Genomic DNA, 17,692 nt, shown 5'->3' on the forward strand with positions numbered 1-17,692 from the left:
ATGCGGGCGTGGCGGAACTGGTAGACGCGCTGGATTTAGGTTCCAGTATCGCAAGATGTGGGGGTTCGAGTCCCTTCGCCCGCACCAGTCCCGCCGCCAGTGGCGGGACCGGAAGCCTCAAAGAATTCACGCATTTTCTCCAGATCGAAGGCCCAAGATGCAGACTGTCGAGACGTTGAACGAGGGGCTGAAGCGCGCCTACACGCTGACCATCACCGCCAAGGACATCGATGCCAAGGTCGACGCCGAAGTAAAGCGCGTCGCGCCGCAGGTGCGGATGCCCGGCTTCCGCCCCGGCAAGGTCCCGGCAAATCTCGTGCGCAAGATGCACGGCGAGGCGCTCGCCGCCGACGCGCTGAACAGCGCGATCCAGCAAGGCGTGCAGCAGCTGATTGCCGACAAGAACCTGCGTCCCGCGATGCAGCCTTCGGTCGAGCTGAACGAGGATTATGCCCCGGGCAAGGATGCCGAGGTCAAGGTGGAGCTGGAAGTGCTGCCGAGCGTCCCGGCGCCGGCGATCGACGCGCTGAAGCTCGAGCGTTTGACCGTGCCGGTCGGTGAGGAGTTGGTGGACGAGCAGCTGCAGAAGTTCGCCGACCAGTCGAAGCGCTGGGACGATGCCGGCGACAAGGCGGCCGAGATGGGCGACCTGGTCACCGTCGATTTCGTCGGCAAGACCAGTGACGGCGTTGCGTTCGACGGCGGCACCGGCACCGACATGGGCGTCGAGCTTGGTTCGGGCCGCCTGATCCCGGGGTTCGAGGATCAGCTCGTCGGCGTGAAGGCCGGTGAGGAAAAGATGCTCCACGTCACCTTCCCCGAGGATTACGGCACCGCCAACCTGGCCGGCCAGCCGGCGACGTTCGACATCACCGTCAAGTCGGTGAAGACCGCGGGCGAGAGCGCGATCGACGAGGACCTGGCCAAGAACCTGGGTCTGGAAAGCCTCGAGCAGCTGCGCGGCCTGATCAAGGGGCAGATCGAGCAGGAGCATAACGGTCTCACCCGCACGCACATGAAGCGCAAGCTGCTCGACCAGCTGGCGGAGGGCCACGATTTCGAGGTCCCGCCGTCGATGGTCGAGGCCGAGTTCCAGCAGATCTGGCACCAGCTCGAGCATGAGGCGAGCCACGAGGAAGACCCGCAGGCGGCGCTGGCCGAGATGGAAGCCGAGCGCGACGATTATCGTAAGATCGCCGAGCGTCGGGTGCGCCTCGGCCTGCTGCTGTCGGAGATTGGCCAGGCGAACGGCGTCGAGATCAGCAATCAGGAGATGAACCGCCTGATCGCCCAGGCTGCGCAGCAGTACGGCCCGGAAGATCGTCAGCGATTCATCCAGTACGTCCAGCAGGAGCCGATGGCGGCCGCCCAGCTGCGCGCACCGCTGTATGAGGACAAGGTCGTCGACTTCCTGTTCGATAAGGCCGAGATCACCGACCGCGAGGCGACCCGCGAGGAGCTGGAGGCGGCGATCGAGAGCGAGGACGGTTTCGCGACCGGCACGCACACCCACGACCACGACAATCCCAAGCCGCGCAAGTCGGCGAAGAAGGCGGACGCTGCCGAGGGTGAGGCCAAGCCCGCGAAGAAGGCGGCTGCCAAGAAGCCGGCCGCCAAGGGCGAGGACGCCGGCGCGGTGGAGGCTCCGGCTGGCGAGGCCGAGGCGGAAGCCGCTCCGGCCAAGAAGCCGCGCGCCAAGAAGGCCGCTGCTCCGGTCGAGGCGGAGACGCAGGTGACCGAGGCATCGCCGGTCGCGGCCGAAGCCGCGGAGGGCACCGAGGCCGCCGACGCGGCGCCGGCCAAGAAGCCGCGCGCGAAGAAGGCCGCCGCGCCGAAGGCCGAGGGCTGAGTAAAACGGGGAGGGCACGGGCTCTCCCCATTCGTCAGCCGGGCAGAAGCCGGGATCCACGGACGCGCGTCATGCGGTCGGAGCATCACGGTCGGTCTACATCCAGGGGGCCCGGCGCCCGCCGTGATGACGGGTGTCTGGGGCCATCGTTAAACCCGCACGTCATCCCGCAAAGGCGGGGATCCAGACGCGCAGGTCTCACGATGGCATCGGGCGTTAGCGTTTCTGGCTTCCCGCCTGCGCGGGAATGACGTTTAAGGTCGCGGCGGGGCGTTGCGCCCCCAGGCGACAATAGGGGGCAGTGAAGTGACGCAGCCACGGATCGCAGTGCTGCTGCCCTGCTATAACGAGGAAGCCGCGATCGCGCAGACGGTGGCTGGCTTCCGCGCCGCACTGCCCGGGGCCACCGTCTACGTCTACGACAACAACTCGCGCGACCGCACTGTCGAAGTTGCGCGCAGAGCCGGCGCCGTCGTCCGCCGCGAGCGCATCCAGGGCAAGGGCAATGTCGTGCGGCGGATGTTCGCCGACGTCGACGCCGACGTCTATGTCATGGCGGATGGCGACGCTACCTATGATGCGGCTTCCGCGCCCGCGCTGGTCGCGCGGCTGATCGAGGAACAGGCCGACATGATCGTCGGCAGCCGGATCAGTCAGATGCAGGAAAGCTACCGCCGCGGCCACCGCTTCGGCAATGCGCTGCTCACCGGCATGCTGGCGCGCCTGTTCGGGCGCAGTTTCACCGACATCCTGTCGGGCTATCGCGTCTTCTCGCGGCGCTTCGTGAAGAGCTTTCCGTCGCTCTCCGCCGGCTTCGAGATCGAGACGGAGATCAGCGTCCACGCCCTTGAACTCAAAATGCCCGTGGCGGAGGTCGAGACCCCGTATTTCGCGCGGCCCGAAGGCTCGGCGTCGAAGCTCAGCACCTATTCCGACGGCTGGCGCATCCTGCGCACGATCGTGACGCTGTACCGCATTGAGCGACCGTTGCTGTTCTTCGGCGCGATCGCCGCGGTGCTGGCGCTGCTGGCGCTCGCGCTCGGCGTGCCGCTGGCGATCACCTACATGCAGACGCACCTTGTGCCGCGCTTCCCGACCGCGATCCTGATCACCGGACTGATGATCGTCGCCGCGCTATGCTGGTTCGCCGGGCTGATCCTCGACACCGTGGTGCGCGGCCGGCGCGAGGTGCGACGTCTCGCCTATCTGGCGCTGCCCGCGCCCGGCAACGGGGCTTGAACTGTCCGGGGCAAGCGCCGATGTTGGCGGCCTCAAGGGCATAAGAGAGATTTCCATGCACAATCCGTTCGAGACCGGTGATTTCGCGAACCATCTGGGGCGCGCAGGCCTTGGCTTGCAGCAGACCCAGGCTGGGCTCGTGCCGATCGTCATCGAACAGTCGAACCGCGGCGAGCGTTCGTTCGACATCTTCAGCCGCCTGCTCCGCGAGCGGATCATCTTCGTGACCGGCGGTGTCGAGGACGGCATGGCCAGCCTGATCACCGCGCAGCTGCTCTTCCTCGAGTCCGAGAACCCGAAGAAGGACATCTTCATGTACATCAACTCGCCGGGCGGTGTCGTCACGGCGGGCATGGCGATCCACGACACCATGCAGTACATCCGGCCGCGCGTCGGCACGGTCTGCATCGGCCAGGCCGCTTCGATGGGCAGCTTCCTGCTGGCCTCGGGTGAGCCGGGGATGCGCATCGCGCTGACCAACGCCCGGATCATGATCCACCAGCCGTCGGGCGGCGCACAGGGCATGGCCTCGGACATCGAGATTCAGGCCAAGGAAATCCTGCGTATCCGCAAGCGGATGAACGATCTGTACGCCCAGTACACCGGCCAGCCGCTCGAGGAGATCGAGCGGCGCATGGATCGCGACACGTTCCTCGAGGCGCATGAGGCGAAGGAATTCGGCCTGGTCGACGAGGTGTTCGATAAGCGTCCGACGCCGAGCGAAGAGGTTCAGCAGGCCGCCTGATCCGGTCTGGCCGGGGCGGGCATGCGCCGGCCCGAGACCGTTAGGGACGTTTGGGCGTTGTGGTTTGCGTACCGGCCGGGTTACCATGCCCGGCCTCACCAGCGGAGATGACCTCCGCGACAAGGAAGTGTGAATGACGAAATTGAGCGGTGGCGACTCCAAGAGCACCCTCTATTGCTCGTTCTGCGGCAAGTCGCAGCACGAGGTCCGCAAGCTGATCGCCGGGCCGACCGTGTTCATCTGCGATGAGTGCGTCGAACTGTGCAACGATATCATCCGCGAGGAAACCAAGTCCGCGCTGGTCGCCAAGAAGGACGGCGGCGTGCCGACGCCGCAGGAAATCTGCGACGTGCTGGACGATTACGTCATCGGCCAGAAGCAGGCGAAGCGCGTGCTGTCGGTGGCGGTGCACAATCACTACAAGCGCCTGAATCACGGCGCCAAGGGCGCTGATGTCGAGTTGGCGAAGAGCAACATCCTGCTCGTCGGCCCGACCGGCTGCGGCAAGACGTTGCTCGCCCAGACGCTGGCGCGCATCCTCGACGTGCCGTTCACCATGGCGGACGCGACGACGCTGACCGAGGCCGGCTATGTCGGCGAGGACGTCGAGAACATCATCCTCAAGTTGCTCCAGGCGTCCGACTATAACGTCGAGCGTGCGCAGCGCGGCATCGTCTACATCGACGAGATCGACAAGATCAGCCGCAAGGCCGAGAACCCCTCGATCACCCGCGACGTGTCGGGCGAGGGCGTGCAGCAGGCGTTGCTCAAGCTGATGGAAGGCACCACCGCCAGCGTGCCGCCGCAGGGCGGCCGCAAGCATCCGCAGCAGGAGTTCCTGCAGGTCGACACGACCAATATCCTGTTCATCTGCGGTGGTGCGTTCTCGGGTCTCGAGAAGATCATCGGCGACCGTCTGCAGGGCAAGTCGATCGGCTTCGGCGCCTATGTCGCCGCGCCGGAAGAGAAGCGGACGGGCGAGTATCTGCGCCAGACCGAGCCGGAAGATCTCCTTAAGTTCGGCCTGATTCCGGAATTCGTCGGCCGTCTGCCGGTGATCGCGACGCTGGAGGACCTCGACATCCCGGCGCTGGTCAAGATCCTGTCCGAGCCGAAGAACGCCTTGGTCAAACAGTATCAGAAGCTGTTCGAGATGGAGCAGGTCGAGCTCGACTTCACCGACGACGCGCTGACCACGGTCGCCAAGAAGGCGATCGAGCGCAAGACCGGCGCGCGCGGCTTGCGGTCGATCCTGGAGGGCATATTGCTCGACACGATGTTCGACCTGCCCGGCATGGAGGGTGTCGACGAAGTGATGATCGACAAGGACGTGGTCGAAGGCCGCAAGGAACCGATCCGCGTCTATGCCGAGAAGAAGAAGGATGGGGCGGCGGCCTGATTTGATCGTCTTGCTCGGGATCGTTGAGGGCGTCGCGCGAGCGGCGCCCTTTTCGTTTTCGGAAGATTTTCGGCGTGAAAATGGCTGTCGTCCGCCGGTGAGACGTCACGCGTGGCCGACGCCAGGCTATCGACCGCGGGCCGCCACTTCAACGAGCACGGCGGTGGAGAGCAGGATGCTCGCCACCAATCCACCGATGGCGAGCAGCGCGGCGGGCGTGATCGCGGCCTCGGCATGGAGGCCCCGTTTGCGGTGCCAGGCGATCGACACCGTGGCGGGGCGGGAAAGATCGGGCGTCATCGCGCATTAACGCCTGCCGCGCCATGACGGGCACATGATGGAGCATGCGATGATCGACGCGACGATCGAAGGCGAGGCGCCGCTCAGCCCTGCATGGCAGGCCGGGCGCGGACCACTCGCCCTTCTTCCGGCCGCATTGTTCCGTGACCGCAGGCCATGGCTGGCGATCCTCGTCGCTTGGCTGCTGGCACTGAGCGTCAGTGTCGTGATCGGCTTTGTCCTCACCCGTATCGCGCCCGGTGGGGCGGGGCCCGAACTGGGGGAGGCACCGCCCGCCGTCTTGTGGGGCATGATCGCGCTGTTCAGTCCGATCACCGAAACGCTGCTGATGGCCGGCGGTCTCGAAGTCCTGCGGCGGTTGCTGAAACCCTGGCAGGCCGTGCTTGCCAGCGCGGCAACATGGGGTGTGCTGCACAGCCTGATGGCGCCGCTATGGGGTGCGGTGATCTGGTGGCCGTTCCTGATCTTCTCGACGCTGTACATGACGTGGCGGCCACGCGGCTTCTGGCGGGCGGCCGGGATCGTAATGCTGGTGCACATCCTGCAGAACGCGGGACCTGCCACGGCGATCGTACTGGGGCGGTGACCTGCCTCGCCACCCCGGCGGGGGCCGGGGTGGCGAAGGCGGATCGTCAGGCCTTGCCGATCTGTTCGGACTGGGCGCCGCTGTCTGGCCGGGCGGGGCCGAGGATCGGTTCCTCGCCGAGCGGTTCGTTGCGGAAGGTGGTGAACTCGCCCTTGCCGTCGACCGAGGGGCCGCTGGTCCAGCGACCCTCCGGCGTGCTGCCGTCGAGGCTGGTCACATAGAAATTGTAGTTGTTGCCATTGTCCTCGTCGCTCTGCGGGAAGGAATTGGGAATCGGGCCGGCAGCCGCGCCGCCGAGCTCCTCAATGACAGCAAGCCACTGGTTCTGGTGCATGGTGTCGCGCGCGATCATATAGTGGAGCATGTCCTTCATGCCCTGATCATGCGCGGCGTTGAACAGCCGTACCGCCAGGACGCGGCCGGTGCTCTCTGCGGCGACGTTGCAATACATGTCGGCGGCGATGTTGCCGCTGGCGTAGATGTGGCTCATGTCGAAGGGCACGCCGTCCGAATCCATCGGCATCGCGGCAAGGCCGCTCGACAGCAGGTTCTTGTGAATGATGCCCTCGATCGCATGACGGGGCCGTTCACCGCCCATCACCGCGCCGACGATGCCGTCGGCGGCGCCTTCCTGCTGTAGCGAGGCGGGCGCCTTGTCGAGGTTGAGCGCGACCGCGGTGGCGAGCATCTCGATATGGCCGATCTCTTCGGTCGCGGTGTTAAGCAGCATGTCGCGGTATTTGGTGCTTGGTGCGCGATTGCCCCAGGCTTGGAAGAAATACTGCATGCAGACGCGTATCTCGCCCTCCACGCCGCCGATCGCCTGTTGCAGCAGACGGGCGAATTGCGGGTCGGGGGACTCGCAGCGGACGGGATATTGCAGCCGTTTGTCGTGGTAATACATGCTTGCGTCTCCTGCTGACGGACGGCGTCGACCTTGCGCCGACTGCATCAACAACCCGCGGGGACGTCGAGGGTTTGTTGTGACGCCGCAATAAAATGGAGTAATCGTAGTAACTTAGATGAAGTTCTTGCGATTTGGTCGGTAGAGGGTGGCGGGATCGAGACGGGTCGAGGCGCGGCCTTGATCCAGGCTAGGCAACGCGCGCGACGCGGACCCTTTGCCTAGGCCGCGCATTAGCCGAACACCGCAACAGACGTATGAGGGGGATCGGATGGCGCGCCAAGATCAAGTCGTGAGAACCAGCGGCGTGACCTTGCCGCTGTGGTCGCTGGTCTTCCCGGCAGTGGCGATCGTCGCCGTGCTGGTCTCCCTCTATGCGATGGGGACGATCGGCTTGGCCGCCGCCGCGCTGGTGCTGTTCGGCACGGTGATCGCGGCGGTCCATCACGCCGAGGTGGTCGCGCATCGCGTCGGTGAGCCGTTCGGAACGCTCGTGCTCGCGGTGGCGGTGACGGTAATCGAGGTGTCGCTGATCGTCAGCCTGATGCTGTCGGACGCGGGCGATGCGGCCAGTCTGGCGCGCGATACGGTGTTCGCCGCAATCATGATCATCCTCAACGGCATCTTGGGCGTCTGCCTGCTCGTCGGCGGGGCGGCGCACGGCGAGCAGCGTTTCTCGTTGCGCGGGGCGAGCGCGGCGCTGTGCACGCTGGCGGCGCTGGTCGTGCTGTCGCTGATCCTGCCCAATTACGTCACCAGCGCCCCGGGACCGACCTACGCGCCGTCCCAGCTGATCTTCGTCGCAGTCGTCAGCCTCGCGCTCTACGGCACGTTCGTGCTGGTCCAGACCGTGCGCCACCGCGAATATTTCCTGCCTGCGGGCGATGCTGCCGATGATGCGCATGAGAATACGCCTGGGAATCGGGTGGCGTGGCTGTCGTTCGCTACCCTGCTGGTCGCGCTTGTCGGGGTGGTCCTGCTCGCCAAGGGACTGTCGGCGAAAGTGGAGGCGGCGATCGTCGATGCCGGGCTGCCGTTGGCCATCGTCGGGGTGGTGATCGCGGCGCTGGTGCTGGCGCCGGAGAGTCTGGCGGCCATGCGGGCGGCCCGGCGCAACCGGTTGCAGACCAGCCTCAACCTCGCCTTGGGATCGGCGCTGGCGACGATCGGTCTGACCATCCCCGCGGTCGCCGTGACCAGCCTCGTGCTTGGCCTGCCCCTGGCCCTGGGAATCGGCGCGAAGGGCATGACGCTGCTCGCGCTGTCTCTGTTCATCGCCACGGTATCGCTCGGCACCGGCCGCACGACCGTGTTGCAGGGTGCGGTTCATCTCGTGATCTTTGCCGCGTATCTTTTCACCACGGTCGTGCCGTGACCCGGCCTCCCTGCGGTTTCCGCGTCAGAAGACGAGCGGGACGAAGCGGTTCACCCGCGCGGCATAGGCGTCATACGTTCTGCCAAACTGCATCCTGAGCAACCGTTCCTCGATCCTGACGCGCAACCATGTGCCGAGCGCGTAGACGGGAAGCGCCGCGACGAGGCGCGGCTCGTGACCCAAGCCGAGGGCGACGCCGACCAGCAACAGGCCGATCGCGGTGTAGATCGGGTGGCGGACGTGGGCGAACGGCCCTGCCGTGACGAGCGCATGATCCATACGTGTGCGGGCGACGATGCTCCAATTCCGTCCCATCGTCTGCCGCGCCCAGAGGAACAGAGCCAAGGCCGCGCCGAGGCAGACGGCGGTCAGGATGGCCTTGCCGATCGCGCTCGCGGCGAGAGGATCGAGGGCGACACGGATCGGCCCGGTCGCGACGATGACGAAGCCCAGTCCCTGGATGCCGATCCCGAGCAGTGAGGCACGATCGCGCCTCGCCCCCTCTTCCGGGGTCCGTCCCCTGCGAGCCAGCGCCACGGCGGCGGCGAATAGGCACAGGCCGGTGGCGGTGACCGCGAGTCCCGGCAGGCCTGTGACGCCGCTCATCGTGGCCGTTGCCGGGCGGCAAGGGCCAGCCCGGCCGCGATCTGAATGGCGGCATAGACCCGGCGCCGACCCGGCCGGTCGACGAACGGCCGCACCGCCTTTTCGGCGCCGAGCGCGTCCTCCTTCCAAAGGTCGACATGGCGGCGCGGCTGGATCAGGCCGACCAGGCCGTCGCCGACCATGAAGATCGCCGCCATCTCGGCGACCCGCGGGAGCAGCCGGCCGCTCATGAGGCTGGCTTCCGCGCCGCCTGTTCGGCCCGCCACGCCTGCACCTCCTCGACCGCGACGCTGCGGCGCAGGATCTTGGCGTCGGGATCGACGACATAATGCGCGCCGGCGGGGATGGTCAGCGTGCCATGCCCGGCGGACATCGGCAGGGTCGTCAGCTTCCCGGCGACGTCGACCTCGACCGGCATCGGGAAGGGGCCTCCGCCGGGCACGTTCCATGCCAGCGTGACGCGATCGCCGTTGCGCGTCTCCAGCAGTTCGGGCAGCTTCGCCTGACGCAGATAGACGTCGAAGAACCAGCCATAGTCCTTGCCGGTCACCTGCCGGACGAAGCGCTCATATTCCTCGCTCGATCCGTAGCGCGGGCGGAAGTTGCCCGGTTTCGGATCGGCGCGCCCGTAGACGGCGAGTGTCGTCACCTTCCAGAAGGCGTTGTCGCCGATCAGGCCGCGCAGCGTGTGGAGCATCCACGAGCCCTTGACGTAGATATCCTGGCCGGCGCCGCCATGGTCGGGCTCATAGACCTGTTCTTCGGTCAGCACGCGACCTTGGACGATCGGCACCTTGTTCATGATCGTGCCGCGCTGCCCCTGCATCATCGCGGCGTAGCGGGCGCGTCCTTCGCGCCACAGGCCATAGGCCGGCTGCATATAGCTGCCATAGCCTTCGTGCAGCCAGTAATCGTCCCAATTCGCCGCGGTCAGCTGGTTGGCAAACCATTCGTGGGTGAATTCGTGCTGGAACAGCCAGTCGAAGCCTTCGATCGCCTTTGCATAGTCATTGCCATAGGCGTTGATCGTCTGATGCTCCATGCCCTTGTGCGGCGTCTCGACCACGCCGACTTTTTCGTCGCCGAAAGGATAGGGGCCGACATTGGCCTCGAAGAAGTCGATCGTCGGGCCGAATTCGTCGAACAGCGCCTGCGCCTTTTCCTTTTCGCCGGGCAGATACCAATAATACATCGGGATTGTATTGCCGAAGCGGCTCTTATGGCTGCCCTCAATCACCTCATAGGGGCCGACGTTGAGCGCGATCGCATAGGTGTTGGGGTTGCGCGTGCGCCAGTTCCAGCGGGTGCGGCCGTCGGGCAGCTGATCGACCGAGATCAGCTTGCCGTTGGACGGCGCCTTGAGGCCTTTGGGCACGGTGATGTGGAGGTCGACGACACCGGGCTCGCCGGTCGGGAAGTCGAGGCACGGCCAGAACAGGTCGCACCCATAGCCTTCGGCCGTGGTCGCGAACCAGGTCTGGCCCGACGGCGTTTTCGACCAGACCATGCCGTCGTCCCACGGCGCGCGTACCGCGACATGCGGCTGGCCGCCGTAGGTGATCCTGGCGCTGACCTTCTGCCCGGCGGCGAGGGGGCGGGGCAGCGTGATGGCGAGCTGCCCCTCCGGATTGCTCCAGGCGCCCGTAGCGAGCGGCCGGCCGTCGATGCTGATCGCGGTGACAGGGAGGTTGCGGTCGAGGTCGATCAGCAGCCGCGTCAGCGGCGCCTTGGCGGTGAAGCCGAGCGTGGCGACGCCGTTCAGCGTCTCGGTGTCGGGCAGCACCTCGAACGACAAATCGGCGGTGTCGAACTGCAGCGCCATCTGTTCGGGGGGACGGACGCCGCCCGATTTCTGCGTCTGTTCGGTGATCGGCGGCTCACCCTTCTTGGGCAATTCGGGGGCCGCGGCGACCAGGGCGAGGGCAGATGCGGCGAGCAGTGATTTCATTGAATTCTCCTTATCCTCCCCAGCACGGGGAGGGGGGCCAGCAAAGCTGGTGGAGGGGGCTTCCACCAATGCTGTGCTGCGTGGCGATCCCCCTCCGTCACGCCTTTCGGCGTGCCACCTCCCCGTGCCGGAGAGGATAATTCATTTCTTCGCCGCCGCAGCCGCCGGTGCCTGCGCGGCTTTCCAAGCCTGGAAGGCGTCCACCGCGTCATCCTGCTTGAGCAGCCGGCTCATCGGATCGATCACGAGATGCGCGCCGGCGGGCACGGTGATCGTCGCGACGCCGCCGGTCATCGGCACCTTCTCGACGCGGTCGTCGATCTGCACCTCGACCGGCAGCGGGAAGGGCTTGTTGAGCGGCGTCTGCCATTTCAGCGTCAGTTGCGTCCCAATGCGGTTGGTCACCAGCTTGGGCAACGCCGCCTGATAGAGGTAGACGTCGAAGAACCACTGCCAATTCTGCCCTGTCACCGAATTGACGTCGGCGATGAAGTCGGGCGTGGTGCGGAACACCGGCTGGAAATTTCCCGGCGCCGGATCGACCCGGCCGTAGACCAGCAACTTGGTCGCACCGAAGAAGGCGCGATCGCCGATCGCGTTGCGCAGCGTGTGCAGGATCCACTCGCCCTTGGTGTAAATGTCGCCGCCGCGACCCGGCGCCTTTTCGTAGACGTCCTCGGCGGTCTGCGGCTTGCCCGTCACCAGCGGCGACTTGTTCTGGATGCCTGGCCGCGCCGCGAGCATCATCGCGGTGTAGCGACCATCGCCTTCGCGCCAGCGGCCGTAGAGCGGCTGCATATAGGCGGTGAAGCCTTCGTGCAGCCAGAAGTCGTCCCAGTTCACCGCGGTCATCTGGTTGGCGAACCATTCGTGGCCGAATTCATGCTGGAACAGCCAGTCGAACCCTTCCGGCGCCTTGGCATAGGCGTTGCCGTAGGCGTTGATCGTCTGATGCTCCATGCCTTTGTGCGGCGTCTCCACCACCCCGACCTTCTCGGCCCGCCACGGGTAGGGGCCGATCACGCCCTCGTAGAAGTCGAGCGTCGGCGCGAATTCGTCGAAGAGCGCCTTGGCCTGGTCCTTCTCGCCGGGCAGATACCAATAATACATCGGGATCGTGTCGCCGAACTTGGTCTTGTAGGTGCCGCTGATCTCCTCGTATGGGCCGACGTTGAGCGCGATGCCGTACAGGTTCGGATGGGCGACCTCCCAGTTCCAGGTCGAGCGGCCGTCCTGCAGATGGTCGACGCCGAGCAGCTTGCCGTTGGACGGCGCCTTGAGGCCACGTGGCACGGTGATGTGCAGCGTCACCTTCTCCGGCTCGTAGGTCGGATAGTCGATGCACGGCCAAAACAGGTCGCAGCCCTCCATCTGCACCGCGGTCGCGATCCACGGCTGGCCGTCCGGCGTCTTCGCCCAGACGAAGCCACCGTCCCATGGCGCGCGCACCGCGACGTGCGGGCGGCCGCCATAAGTGATCTTGACCACCAGCTTGGCGTCCTTCGCCGCCTTCTTGGCGAGCTTGATCGTCATCCGCCCCTGCGGATTTTCGAAGCCTGCGGCGACACCGTCGACCGTCGCGGCGGTGACCGTATAATTGTTGTCGAGGTCGACGACGATGCGATCGGTCTTGTCGAGCGTGGTGAAGGTCAGCGTCGCGACGCCGTTCAGCACCTCCCGATCCGGATCGACCTCGAACTGCAGGTCGGCGGTGTCGAACTTCAGCTTCTTCTGCGCCGGATCAAGCGGGCCGCCGGACGCCGAAACCTGCGCGGTGATCGGCGGCTTGCCCGGCTCGGAAGCGTAGGCCGCGGTGGACAGCAGCAGCGCGGCGGCGAGCGACAGGCGGAACGTCATCGTATACCCCTTTGATGCGGGGCATGGATTTCCACGGCCGTGGCGCCGCTGGCAAGAGGCTAATCGTGACGCAGGACGATTGATGGATGTCGCCGGCTCACCATATAGTATGGGATGAGGCCGTCTGGTTCCGACGGCCGCGGAGTTTACATGCACACCACCTTCCCCGTCCTGCCGCTGCGTGACATCGTCGTCTTCCCGCACATGATCGTGCCGCTGTTCGTCGGCCGCGACAAAAGCGTGTCGGCGCTGGAAGCCGCGATGGCCGCCGACAAGGAAATTTTCCTGGTCGCGCAGCTCGACCCGGCCGAAGACGATCCTCAGCGCGAGGACCTGTACGAGGTCGGCGTCACCGCCACCGTGCTGCAGCTGCTGAAGCTGCCCGACGGTACCGTGCGCGTACTGGTCGAAGGCAAGCAGCGCGGCCGGCTGGTCGAGCTGAGCGAGGGCGAGGGACACCTCGTCGCATCGATCGAGGCGATGCAGGACGTCGAGCCCGAAGGGCCGGAGATCACGGCGCTGATGCGCTCCGTGGTCGAGCAGTTCGAGAACTACGCCAAGCTCAACCGCAAGCTGCCCGCCGAGACCGCGGTGCAGCTCGGCGAATTGGTCGAGGCGGCGAAGCTGTCCGACGCGATCATGGCCAATATCCAGGTCAAGGTGGCCGACAAGCAGGCGCTGCTGGTCGAAACCGATCCGGCCAAGCGGCTGGAGATGGCCTATGCGCTGATGGAGGGCGAGCTCGGCGTCCTGCAGGTCGAGAAGAAGATCAAGAGCCGCGTCAAGCGCCAGATGGAGAAGACGCAGCGCGAATATTACCTCAACGAGCAGTTGAAGGCGATCCAGCGCGAGCTGGGCAACAGCGACGACGAGAGCGACGGCGACGAGATCGCCGAGCTGACACAGAAGATCGCGACGCTGAAGCTGTCGAAGGAGGCGCGGACCAAGGCGACCGCCGAGCTGAAGAAGCTCAAGACCATGGCGCCGATGAGCGCCGAGGCGACGGTGGTGCGCAACTATCTGGACGTGCTGCTCGGCCTGCCCTGGGGCAAGAAGAGCAAGGTCAAGAAGGACATCGCCGCCGCGCAGGCGGTGCTGGACGAGGACCATTATGCGCTGGAGAAGGTCAAGGATCGGATCGTCGAATATCTCGGCGTGCAAGCGCGGATGAACAAGCTGAAGGGGCCGATCCTGTGCCTCGTCGGCCCGCCGGGCGTCGGCAAGACCAGCCTCGGCAAGTCGATTGCCAAGGCGACCGGGCGCGAGTTCATCCGCCAGAGCCTGGGCGGCGTGCGCGACGAGGCGGAGATCCGCGGTCATCGGCGCACCTATATCGGCTCGCTGCCAGGCAAGATCGTCACCAACTTGAAGAAGGCCGGGACCAGTAACCCTCTGTTCCTGCTCGACGAGATCGACAAGCTGGGCCAGGATTTCCGCGGCGACCCGGCGTCGGCGCTGCTCGAGGTGCTCGATCCCGAACAGAATGCCAAGTTCAACGACCATTATCTCGAGATCGACATCGATCTGTCCGACGTGATGTTCGTCTGCACCGCCAACACGCTCAACCTGCCGCAGCCGCTGCTCGACCGGATGGAGATCATCCGGCTGGAAGGCTATACGGAGGATGAGAAGGTCGAGATCGCCGAGCGGCACCTGCTGCCCAAGGTGATCGGCGAGCATGGCCTGAAGGATGGCGAGTTTACGCTGACCCATGACGGGCTGCGCGCGCTGATCCAGCGCTATACTCGCGAGGCCGGCGTGCGGACGCTGGAGCGGGAGATCGCCAAGCTCGCTCGCAAAGCGCTGCGCCAGATCCTCGAGGGTAAGACCGAGCACGTCACGATCACGCCCGACAACCTCCATGAATTCGCCGGCGTGCAGAAGTTCCGTCACGGACTGTCGGAGACCGAGCATCAGATCGGCGCGGTTACCGGGCTCGCCTGGACCGAGGTCGGCGGCGAGCTGCTGACGATCGAGAGCGTGACGGTGCCGGGCAAGGGCGCGGTGAAGACCACCGGCAAGCTGGGCGACGTGATGAAGGAATCGGTCCAGGCCGCCTTCAGCTTCGTCCAGGCGCGCAGCCCGAGCTATGGCATCAAGCCGTCGCTGTTCCACCGCAAGGACATCCACATCCACCTGCCCGAAGGGGCGGTGCCGAAGGATGGCCCGTCGGCGGGCATCGGCCTTGTCACTTCGATTGTCTCGACGCTGACCGGCGTCGCGGTGCGCAAGGACGTGGCGATGACCGGCGAGGTGACGTTGCGCGGTCGCGTGCTGCCGATCGGCGGGCTAAAGGAAAAGCTGCTCGCCGCGCTGCGCGGCGGTATCGAGACGGTGCTGATCCCGCAGGAGAATGAGAAGGATCTCGCCGACATTCCGCAGAACATCAAGGACGGGCTGACCATCGTGCCGGTCAGCCATGTCGACGAGGTGCTGCGCCTGGCGCTGACCGAGCCGCTGGAGGCGATCGACTGGACCGACGCGGACGAGCTCGCCGCGCTGCCGCCGGCCGGGGTCGCGCCAGCGGGAGGGGAATTGCACCATTAATTAATACGATTGTCGTCAATCGCCGCCATCGGTCGTCCGGCCGGTGGGGCATTGACTCGTACCGTACGTACGGCCTTACTGGTCTTTCGGCCTGGCCGCACGATTCTTACCGTTTCCAAGGGGGCAGTTTTTCCGATGAACAAGCAGGAGCTGATCGCCACGGTCGCCGACACGTCCGGCCTGGCCAAGAGCGACGCGATCAAGGCGGTCGAGGCCGTATTTGAGGCGATTTCCGCCAGCCTGAAGAAGGGCGACGAAGTACGCCTGGTCGGTTTTGGCACCTTCTCCGTGTCGAAGCGCAAGGCGTCGACTGGGCGCAACCCGCGCACCAAGGAGCCGATGACGATCAAGGCGTCGAATCAGCCGAAGTTCAAGGCCGGCAAGGGCCTGAAGGATTCGGTCAACTGATCGACAAGATCGGGCTGGACAGGCGGCATCCCGCCGCCTAAAGGCCCGCTTCCCGAGAGTTTCGGGCGCGTAGCTCAGCGGTAGAGCACACCCTTCACACGGGTGGGGTCACAGGTTCAATCCCTGTCGCGCCCACCATATCAGCCCGCCCGGTCTTCGGACCGGCGGGCTTTTTGGTTTTGGCAGGGTCATCTGGCGCTCGGCAACAAACCGTCAGATGCGCTGTTCGATCGCCAGGTCGGCGAAGTCGAGTTCCTCCTCCAGCCGGTGGAAGGCATCGTCCCCGATCGTGCCGTCGCGGCGTAGCGCCAGCAGCCGCTCGCGCCGTTCCTCCGAAACGCGTCGGCGCAGCACCTTGGCCGGCAGGATCGCCCGACCATCGCCCTCCTCGGCATCGGCGGCGGTCCGGCATTCGATGTGGAGTTCGTCGCGCAACGCACGGGCCTCGTCGCTGTCATCGCCGTCGATCGCGGCAAGCCCCGTCTCGGCCAGCGCGACGCGCGCGAGCCGGACCTCGCGCTCGACCGGACCGTCGTCCTCCAGCGCCAGCCAGCGGACCAGCGGCTTCAGCGTCAGCCCCTGGATGACGAGGGTGCCGAGCGTCACCGCGAAGGCCACGAACAGCAGCAGGTCGCGATGCGGAAAGCCCGCGGGTAGCGCCAGCGCAGTGCCGACGGTGACGATGCCGCGCATTCCCGCCCAGCCGATGATCACCCCACTGCGCCAATCGGCATGGCTGTCGTCCGCGACGCGGGCGCCGCGCAGCCATAGCCAGCGATTGTAGCCGAAGACCCAGATGAGGCGCAGCACGATGACGGTCGCCAGGACGGCGGCGGCGACCACGCTCCATTCGGCGACCGCGCCGGGCGGGGCGTGGCGGATCACCGGGCCGAGCTGCAGGCCGATCAGCACGAAGGCGAGCGCGGTGAGGACGACGACCGCCGTGTCCCAGACGGCATAGGACGGCACGCGCAGCCGCGCCGGGGTGCGGGCCGGGGCGGAACGCGCGATCGTCATCGCATAGGTGACGACCGTCAGGATGGCTGACAGGTGCAGGCTCTCCGCCAGTACCCAGACGCCGAAGGTCGCGACGAATTGGAGGATGATCGAACTCGGCGCGTCGGTGATGTCGCGGGTCAACCGGCTCCAGACCAGCGCGATTGCCGGGCCGGCGACCAGGCTGCCGACGACGGAGAGGAGGAAGGTCGGTGCGATGGCCGCGGCGGTGATCGTCCCGCCCGACACTGCGGCGGTCACCGCCAGCCGATAGATCAGCAGCGCCGATGCGTCGTTGAGCAGCGATTCCCCTTCCAGGATGACGTTGAGCCGGTGCGGCGGCGAAACTTGGCGCAGGGCCGCGGTCGCCGCCGCGGCGTCGGGAGGCGCGACGATGGCACCAAGCGCGATCGCCGCTGCCCACGACAGGTCGGGCACAAGCCAGTGCGCCACCGCGGCGACACCGATGGTCGTCAAACCCACCGCCACCACGACCAATTGCAGCACCGCGCGCCAATTCGCCTTGAGGTCGCGCGGCGATGTGTCAAACGCCGCGTCGAGCAGGATCGGCGTGACGAACAGCGCCAGCACCAGCGACGGGTCGAGCGAAAAGGGCAGCTCGACCGCGACCAGGGCCAGCAAGGCGCCGGCAACCGCGAGCAAGGTCGGAAAGGGCACGCCGCTGCGGTGCGACAGGCCGCGCAGCAGCACCGCGCCTGCCAGCATCGCAAGGATCGATTCGAACGCGTCCATCGATAGACTAACGCTTCATCTACGCAGACGACCCAATGTGCCTTGGTCCCCGGGCAATAGCGAACCGCGCCCTTGTCACCGAAGTGTCACGCAATCGCCATCACTTCGTAACGATAATCTCATGCTGACGTCATTTAGCGCGCCTAACCGCCGGGACGGGATCGGCGCAGGGGGTTCTTC

General features: G+C 66.0%; 15 protein-coding genes and 2 tRNA genes. 10 read left to right on the forward strand and 7 right to left on the reverse strand.

The window, feature by feature from the left end; translation table 11 throughout:
* Positions 1-2 precede the first annotated feature (2 nt).
* The 5 genes from D9601_RS03755 to clpX all read left to right on the forward strand — a co-directional run bounded on the left by D9601_RS03755 (position 3) and on the right by clpX (position 5,232).
* A tRNA-Leu gene (locus D9601_RS03755) sits at positions 3-87 on the forward strand.
* A gap of 70 nt (positions 88-157) precedes the next feature.
* Positions 158-1,849 carry a trigger factor gene (gene tig, locus D9601_RS03760; RefSeq protein ID WP_198352570.1) on the forward strand — a complete coding sequence of 564 codons (1,692 nt, stop codon included), beginning with the start codon at positions 158-160 and terminating at the stop codon, positions 1,847-1,849.
* 306 nt (positions 1,850-2,155) lie between these two features.
* Positions 2,156-3,088: a glycosyltransferase family 2 protein gene (locus D9601_RS03765; RefSeq protein ID WP_198352571.1), complete on the forward strand. Its 933-nt coding sequence runs from the start codon at positions 2,156-2,158 to the stop codon at positions 3,086-3,088.
* A gap of 55 nt (positions 3,089-3,143) precedes the next feature.
* Positions 3,144-3,833 (forward strand): ATP-dependent Clp protease proteolytic subunit, encoded by a 690-nt coding sequence (locus D9601_RS03770; protein WP_232473799.1) that lies wholly within the window; start codon positions 3,144-3,146, stop codon positions 3,831-3,833.
* A 133-nt stretch (positions 3,834-3,966) separates the two neighbouring features.
* On the forward strand, positions 3,967-5,232 hold the full coding sequence (gene clpX, locus D9601_RS03775; RefSeq protein ID WP_198352572.1) for an ATP-dependent Clp protease ATP-binding subunit ClpX: 1,266 nt from the start codon (positions 3,967-3,969) through the stop codon (positions 5,230-5,232).
* A gap of 126 nt (positions 5,233-5,358) precedes the next feature.
* Here clpX and D9601_RS03780 read toward each other — a convergent pair whose 3' ends face one another.
* Positions 5,359-5,532, reverse strand: a complete 174-nt coding sequence (locus D9601_RS03780) for a hypothetical protein (RefSeq protein WP_198352573.1) — start codon at positions 5,530-5,532, stop codon at positions 5,359-5,361.
* A 34-nt stretch (positions 5,533-5,566) separates the two neighbouring features.
* Between D9601_RS03780 and D9601_RS03785 the strand changes: the two genes are divergently transcribed.
* Positions 5,567-6,118 carry a hypothetical protein gene (locus tag D9601_RS03785; protein WP_232473800.1) on the forward strand — a complete coding sequence of 184 codons (552 nt, stop codon included), beginning with the start codon at positions 5,567-5,569 and terminating at the stop codon, positions 6,116-6,118.
* Between the two features lie 46 nt (positions 6,119-6,164).
* On the opposite strand, the gene D9601_RS03790 is transcribed toward D9601_RS03785, so the two are convergent.
* Positions 6,165-7,022, reverse strand: coding sequence for a manganese catalase family protein (locus tag D9601_RS03790; RefSeq protein ID WP_198352574.1), 858 nt, complete (start codon positions 7,020-7,022; stop codon positions 6,165-6,167).
* A gap of 292 nt (positions 7,023-7,314) precedes the next feature.
* Here D9601_RS03790 and D9601_RS03795 point away from each other — a divergent pair, with 292 nt between their 5' ends.
* The gene (locus tag D9601_RS03795; protein WP_332837887.1) at positions 7,315-8,397 is read left to right on the forward strand and encodes a calcium:proton antiporter; all 1,083 of its coding nucleotides are present in this window, start codon (positions 7,315-7,317) and stop codon (positions 8,395-8,397) included.
* Positions 8,398-8,421: 24 nt separating this feature from the next.
* On the opposite strand, the gene D9601_RS03800 is transcribed toward D9601_RS03795, so the two are convergent.
* The 4 genes from D9601_RS03800 to D9601_RS03815 all read right to left on the reverse strand — a co-directional run bounded on the left by D9601_RS03800 (position 8,422) and on the right by D9601_RS03815 (position 12,808).
* The gene (locus D9601_RS03800; RefSeq protein ID WP_198352576.1) at positions 8,422-9,003 is read right to left on the reverse strand and encodes a methyltransferase family protein; all 582 of its coding nucleotides are present in this window, start codon (positions 9,001-9,003) and stop codon (positions 8,422-8,424) included.
* A complete protein-coding gene (locus D9601_RS03805; protein WP_198352577.1) occupies positions 9,000-9,233 on the reverse strand; it encodes a hypothetical protein in 234 nt (77 codons plus the stop codon). Before D9601_RS03805 ends, D9601_RS03800 begins: the two co-directional genes overlap by 4 nt.
* Positions 9,230-10,951 carry a M1 family metallopeptidase gene (locus D9601_RS03810; protein ID WP_198352578.1) on the reverse strand — a complete coding sequence of 574 codons (1,722 nt, stop codon included), beginning with the start codon at positions 10,949-10,951 and terminating at the stop codon, positions 9,230-9,232. The genes D9601_RS03805 and D9601_RS03810 overlap by 4 nt, the downstream gene beginning before the upstream one ends.
* Positions 10,952-11,092: 141 nt before the next feature.
* Positions 11,093-12,808, reverse strand: coding sequence for a M1 family metallopeptidase (locus tag D9601_RS03815; protein ID WP_198352579.1), 1,716 nt, complete (start codon positions 12,806-12,808; stop codon positions 11,093-11,095).
* A gap of 150 nt (positions 12,809-12,958) precedes the next feature.
* Between D9601_RS03815 and lon the strand changes: the two genes are divergently transcribed.
* The 3 genes from lon (at position 12,959) to D9601_RS03830 (ending at position 15,901) form a co-directional block, all read left to right on the forward strand.
* On the forward strand, positions 12,959-15,355 hold the full coding sequence (lon, locus tag D9601_RS03820; protein ID WP_198352580.1) for an endopeptidase La: 2,397 nt from the start codon (positions 12,959-12,961) through the stop codon (positions 15,353-15,355).
* Positions 15,356-15,490: 135 nt separating this feature from the next.
* Positions 15,491-15,763: an HU family DNA-binding protein gene (locus D9601_RS03825; RefSeq protein ID WP_198352581.1), complete on the forward strand. Its 273-nt coding sequence runs from the start codon at positions 15,491-15,493 to the stop codon at positions 15,761-15,763.
* A gap of 63 nt (positions 15,764-15,826) precedes the next feature.
* Positions 15,827-15,901: transfer RNA gene (locus D9601_RS03830), tRNA-Val, on the forward strand.
* Positions 15,902-15,976: 75 nt separating this feature from the next.
* On the opposite strand, the gene D9601_RS03835 is transcribed toward D9601_RS03830, so the two are convergent.
* Positions 15,977-17,512: a cation:proton antiporter gene (locus tag D9601_RS03835; protein WP_232473801.1), complete on the reverse strand. Its 1,536-nt coding sequence runs from the start codon at positions 17,510-17,512 to the stop codon at positions 15,977-15,979.
* Positions 17,513-17,692 lie beyond the last annotated feature (180 nt).

The sequence above is a fragment of the Sphingomonas sp. MA1305 genome (genome assembly GCF_016107325.1).
GTDB lineage: Bacteria > Pseudomonadota > Alphaproteobacteria > Sphingomonadales > Sphingomonadaceae > Sphingomonas.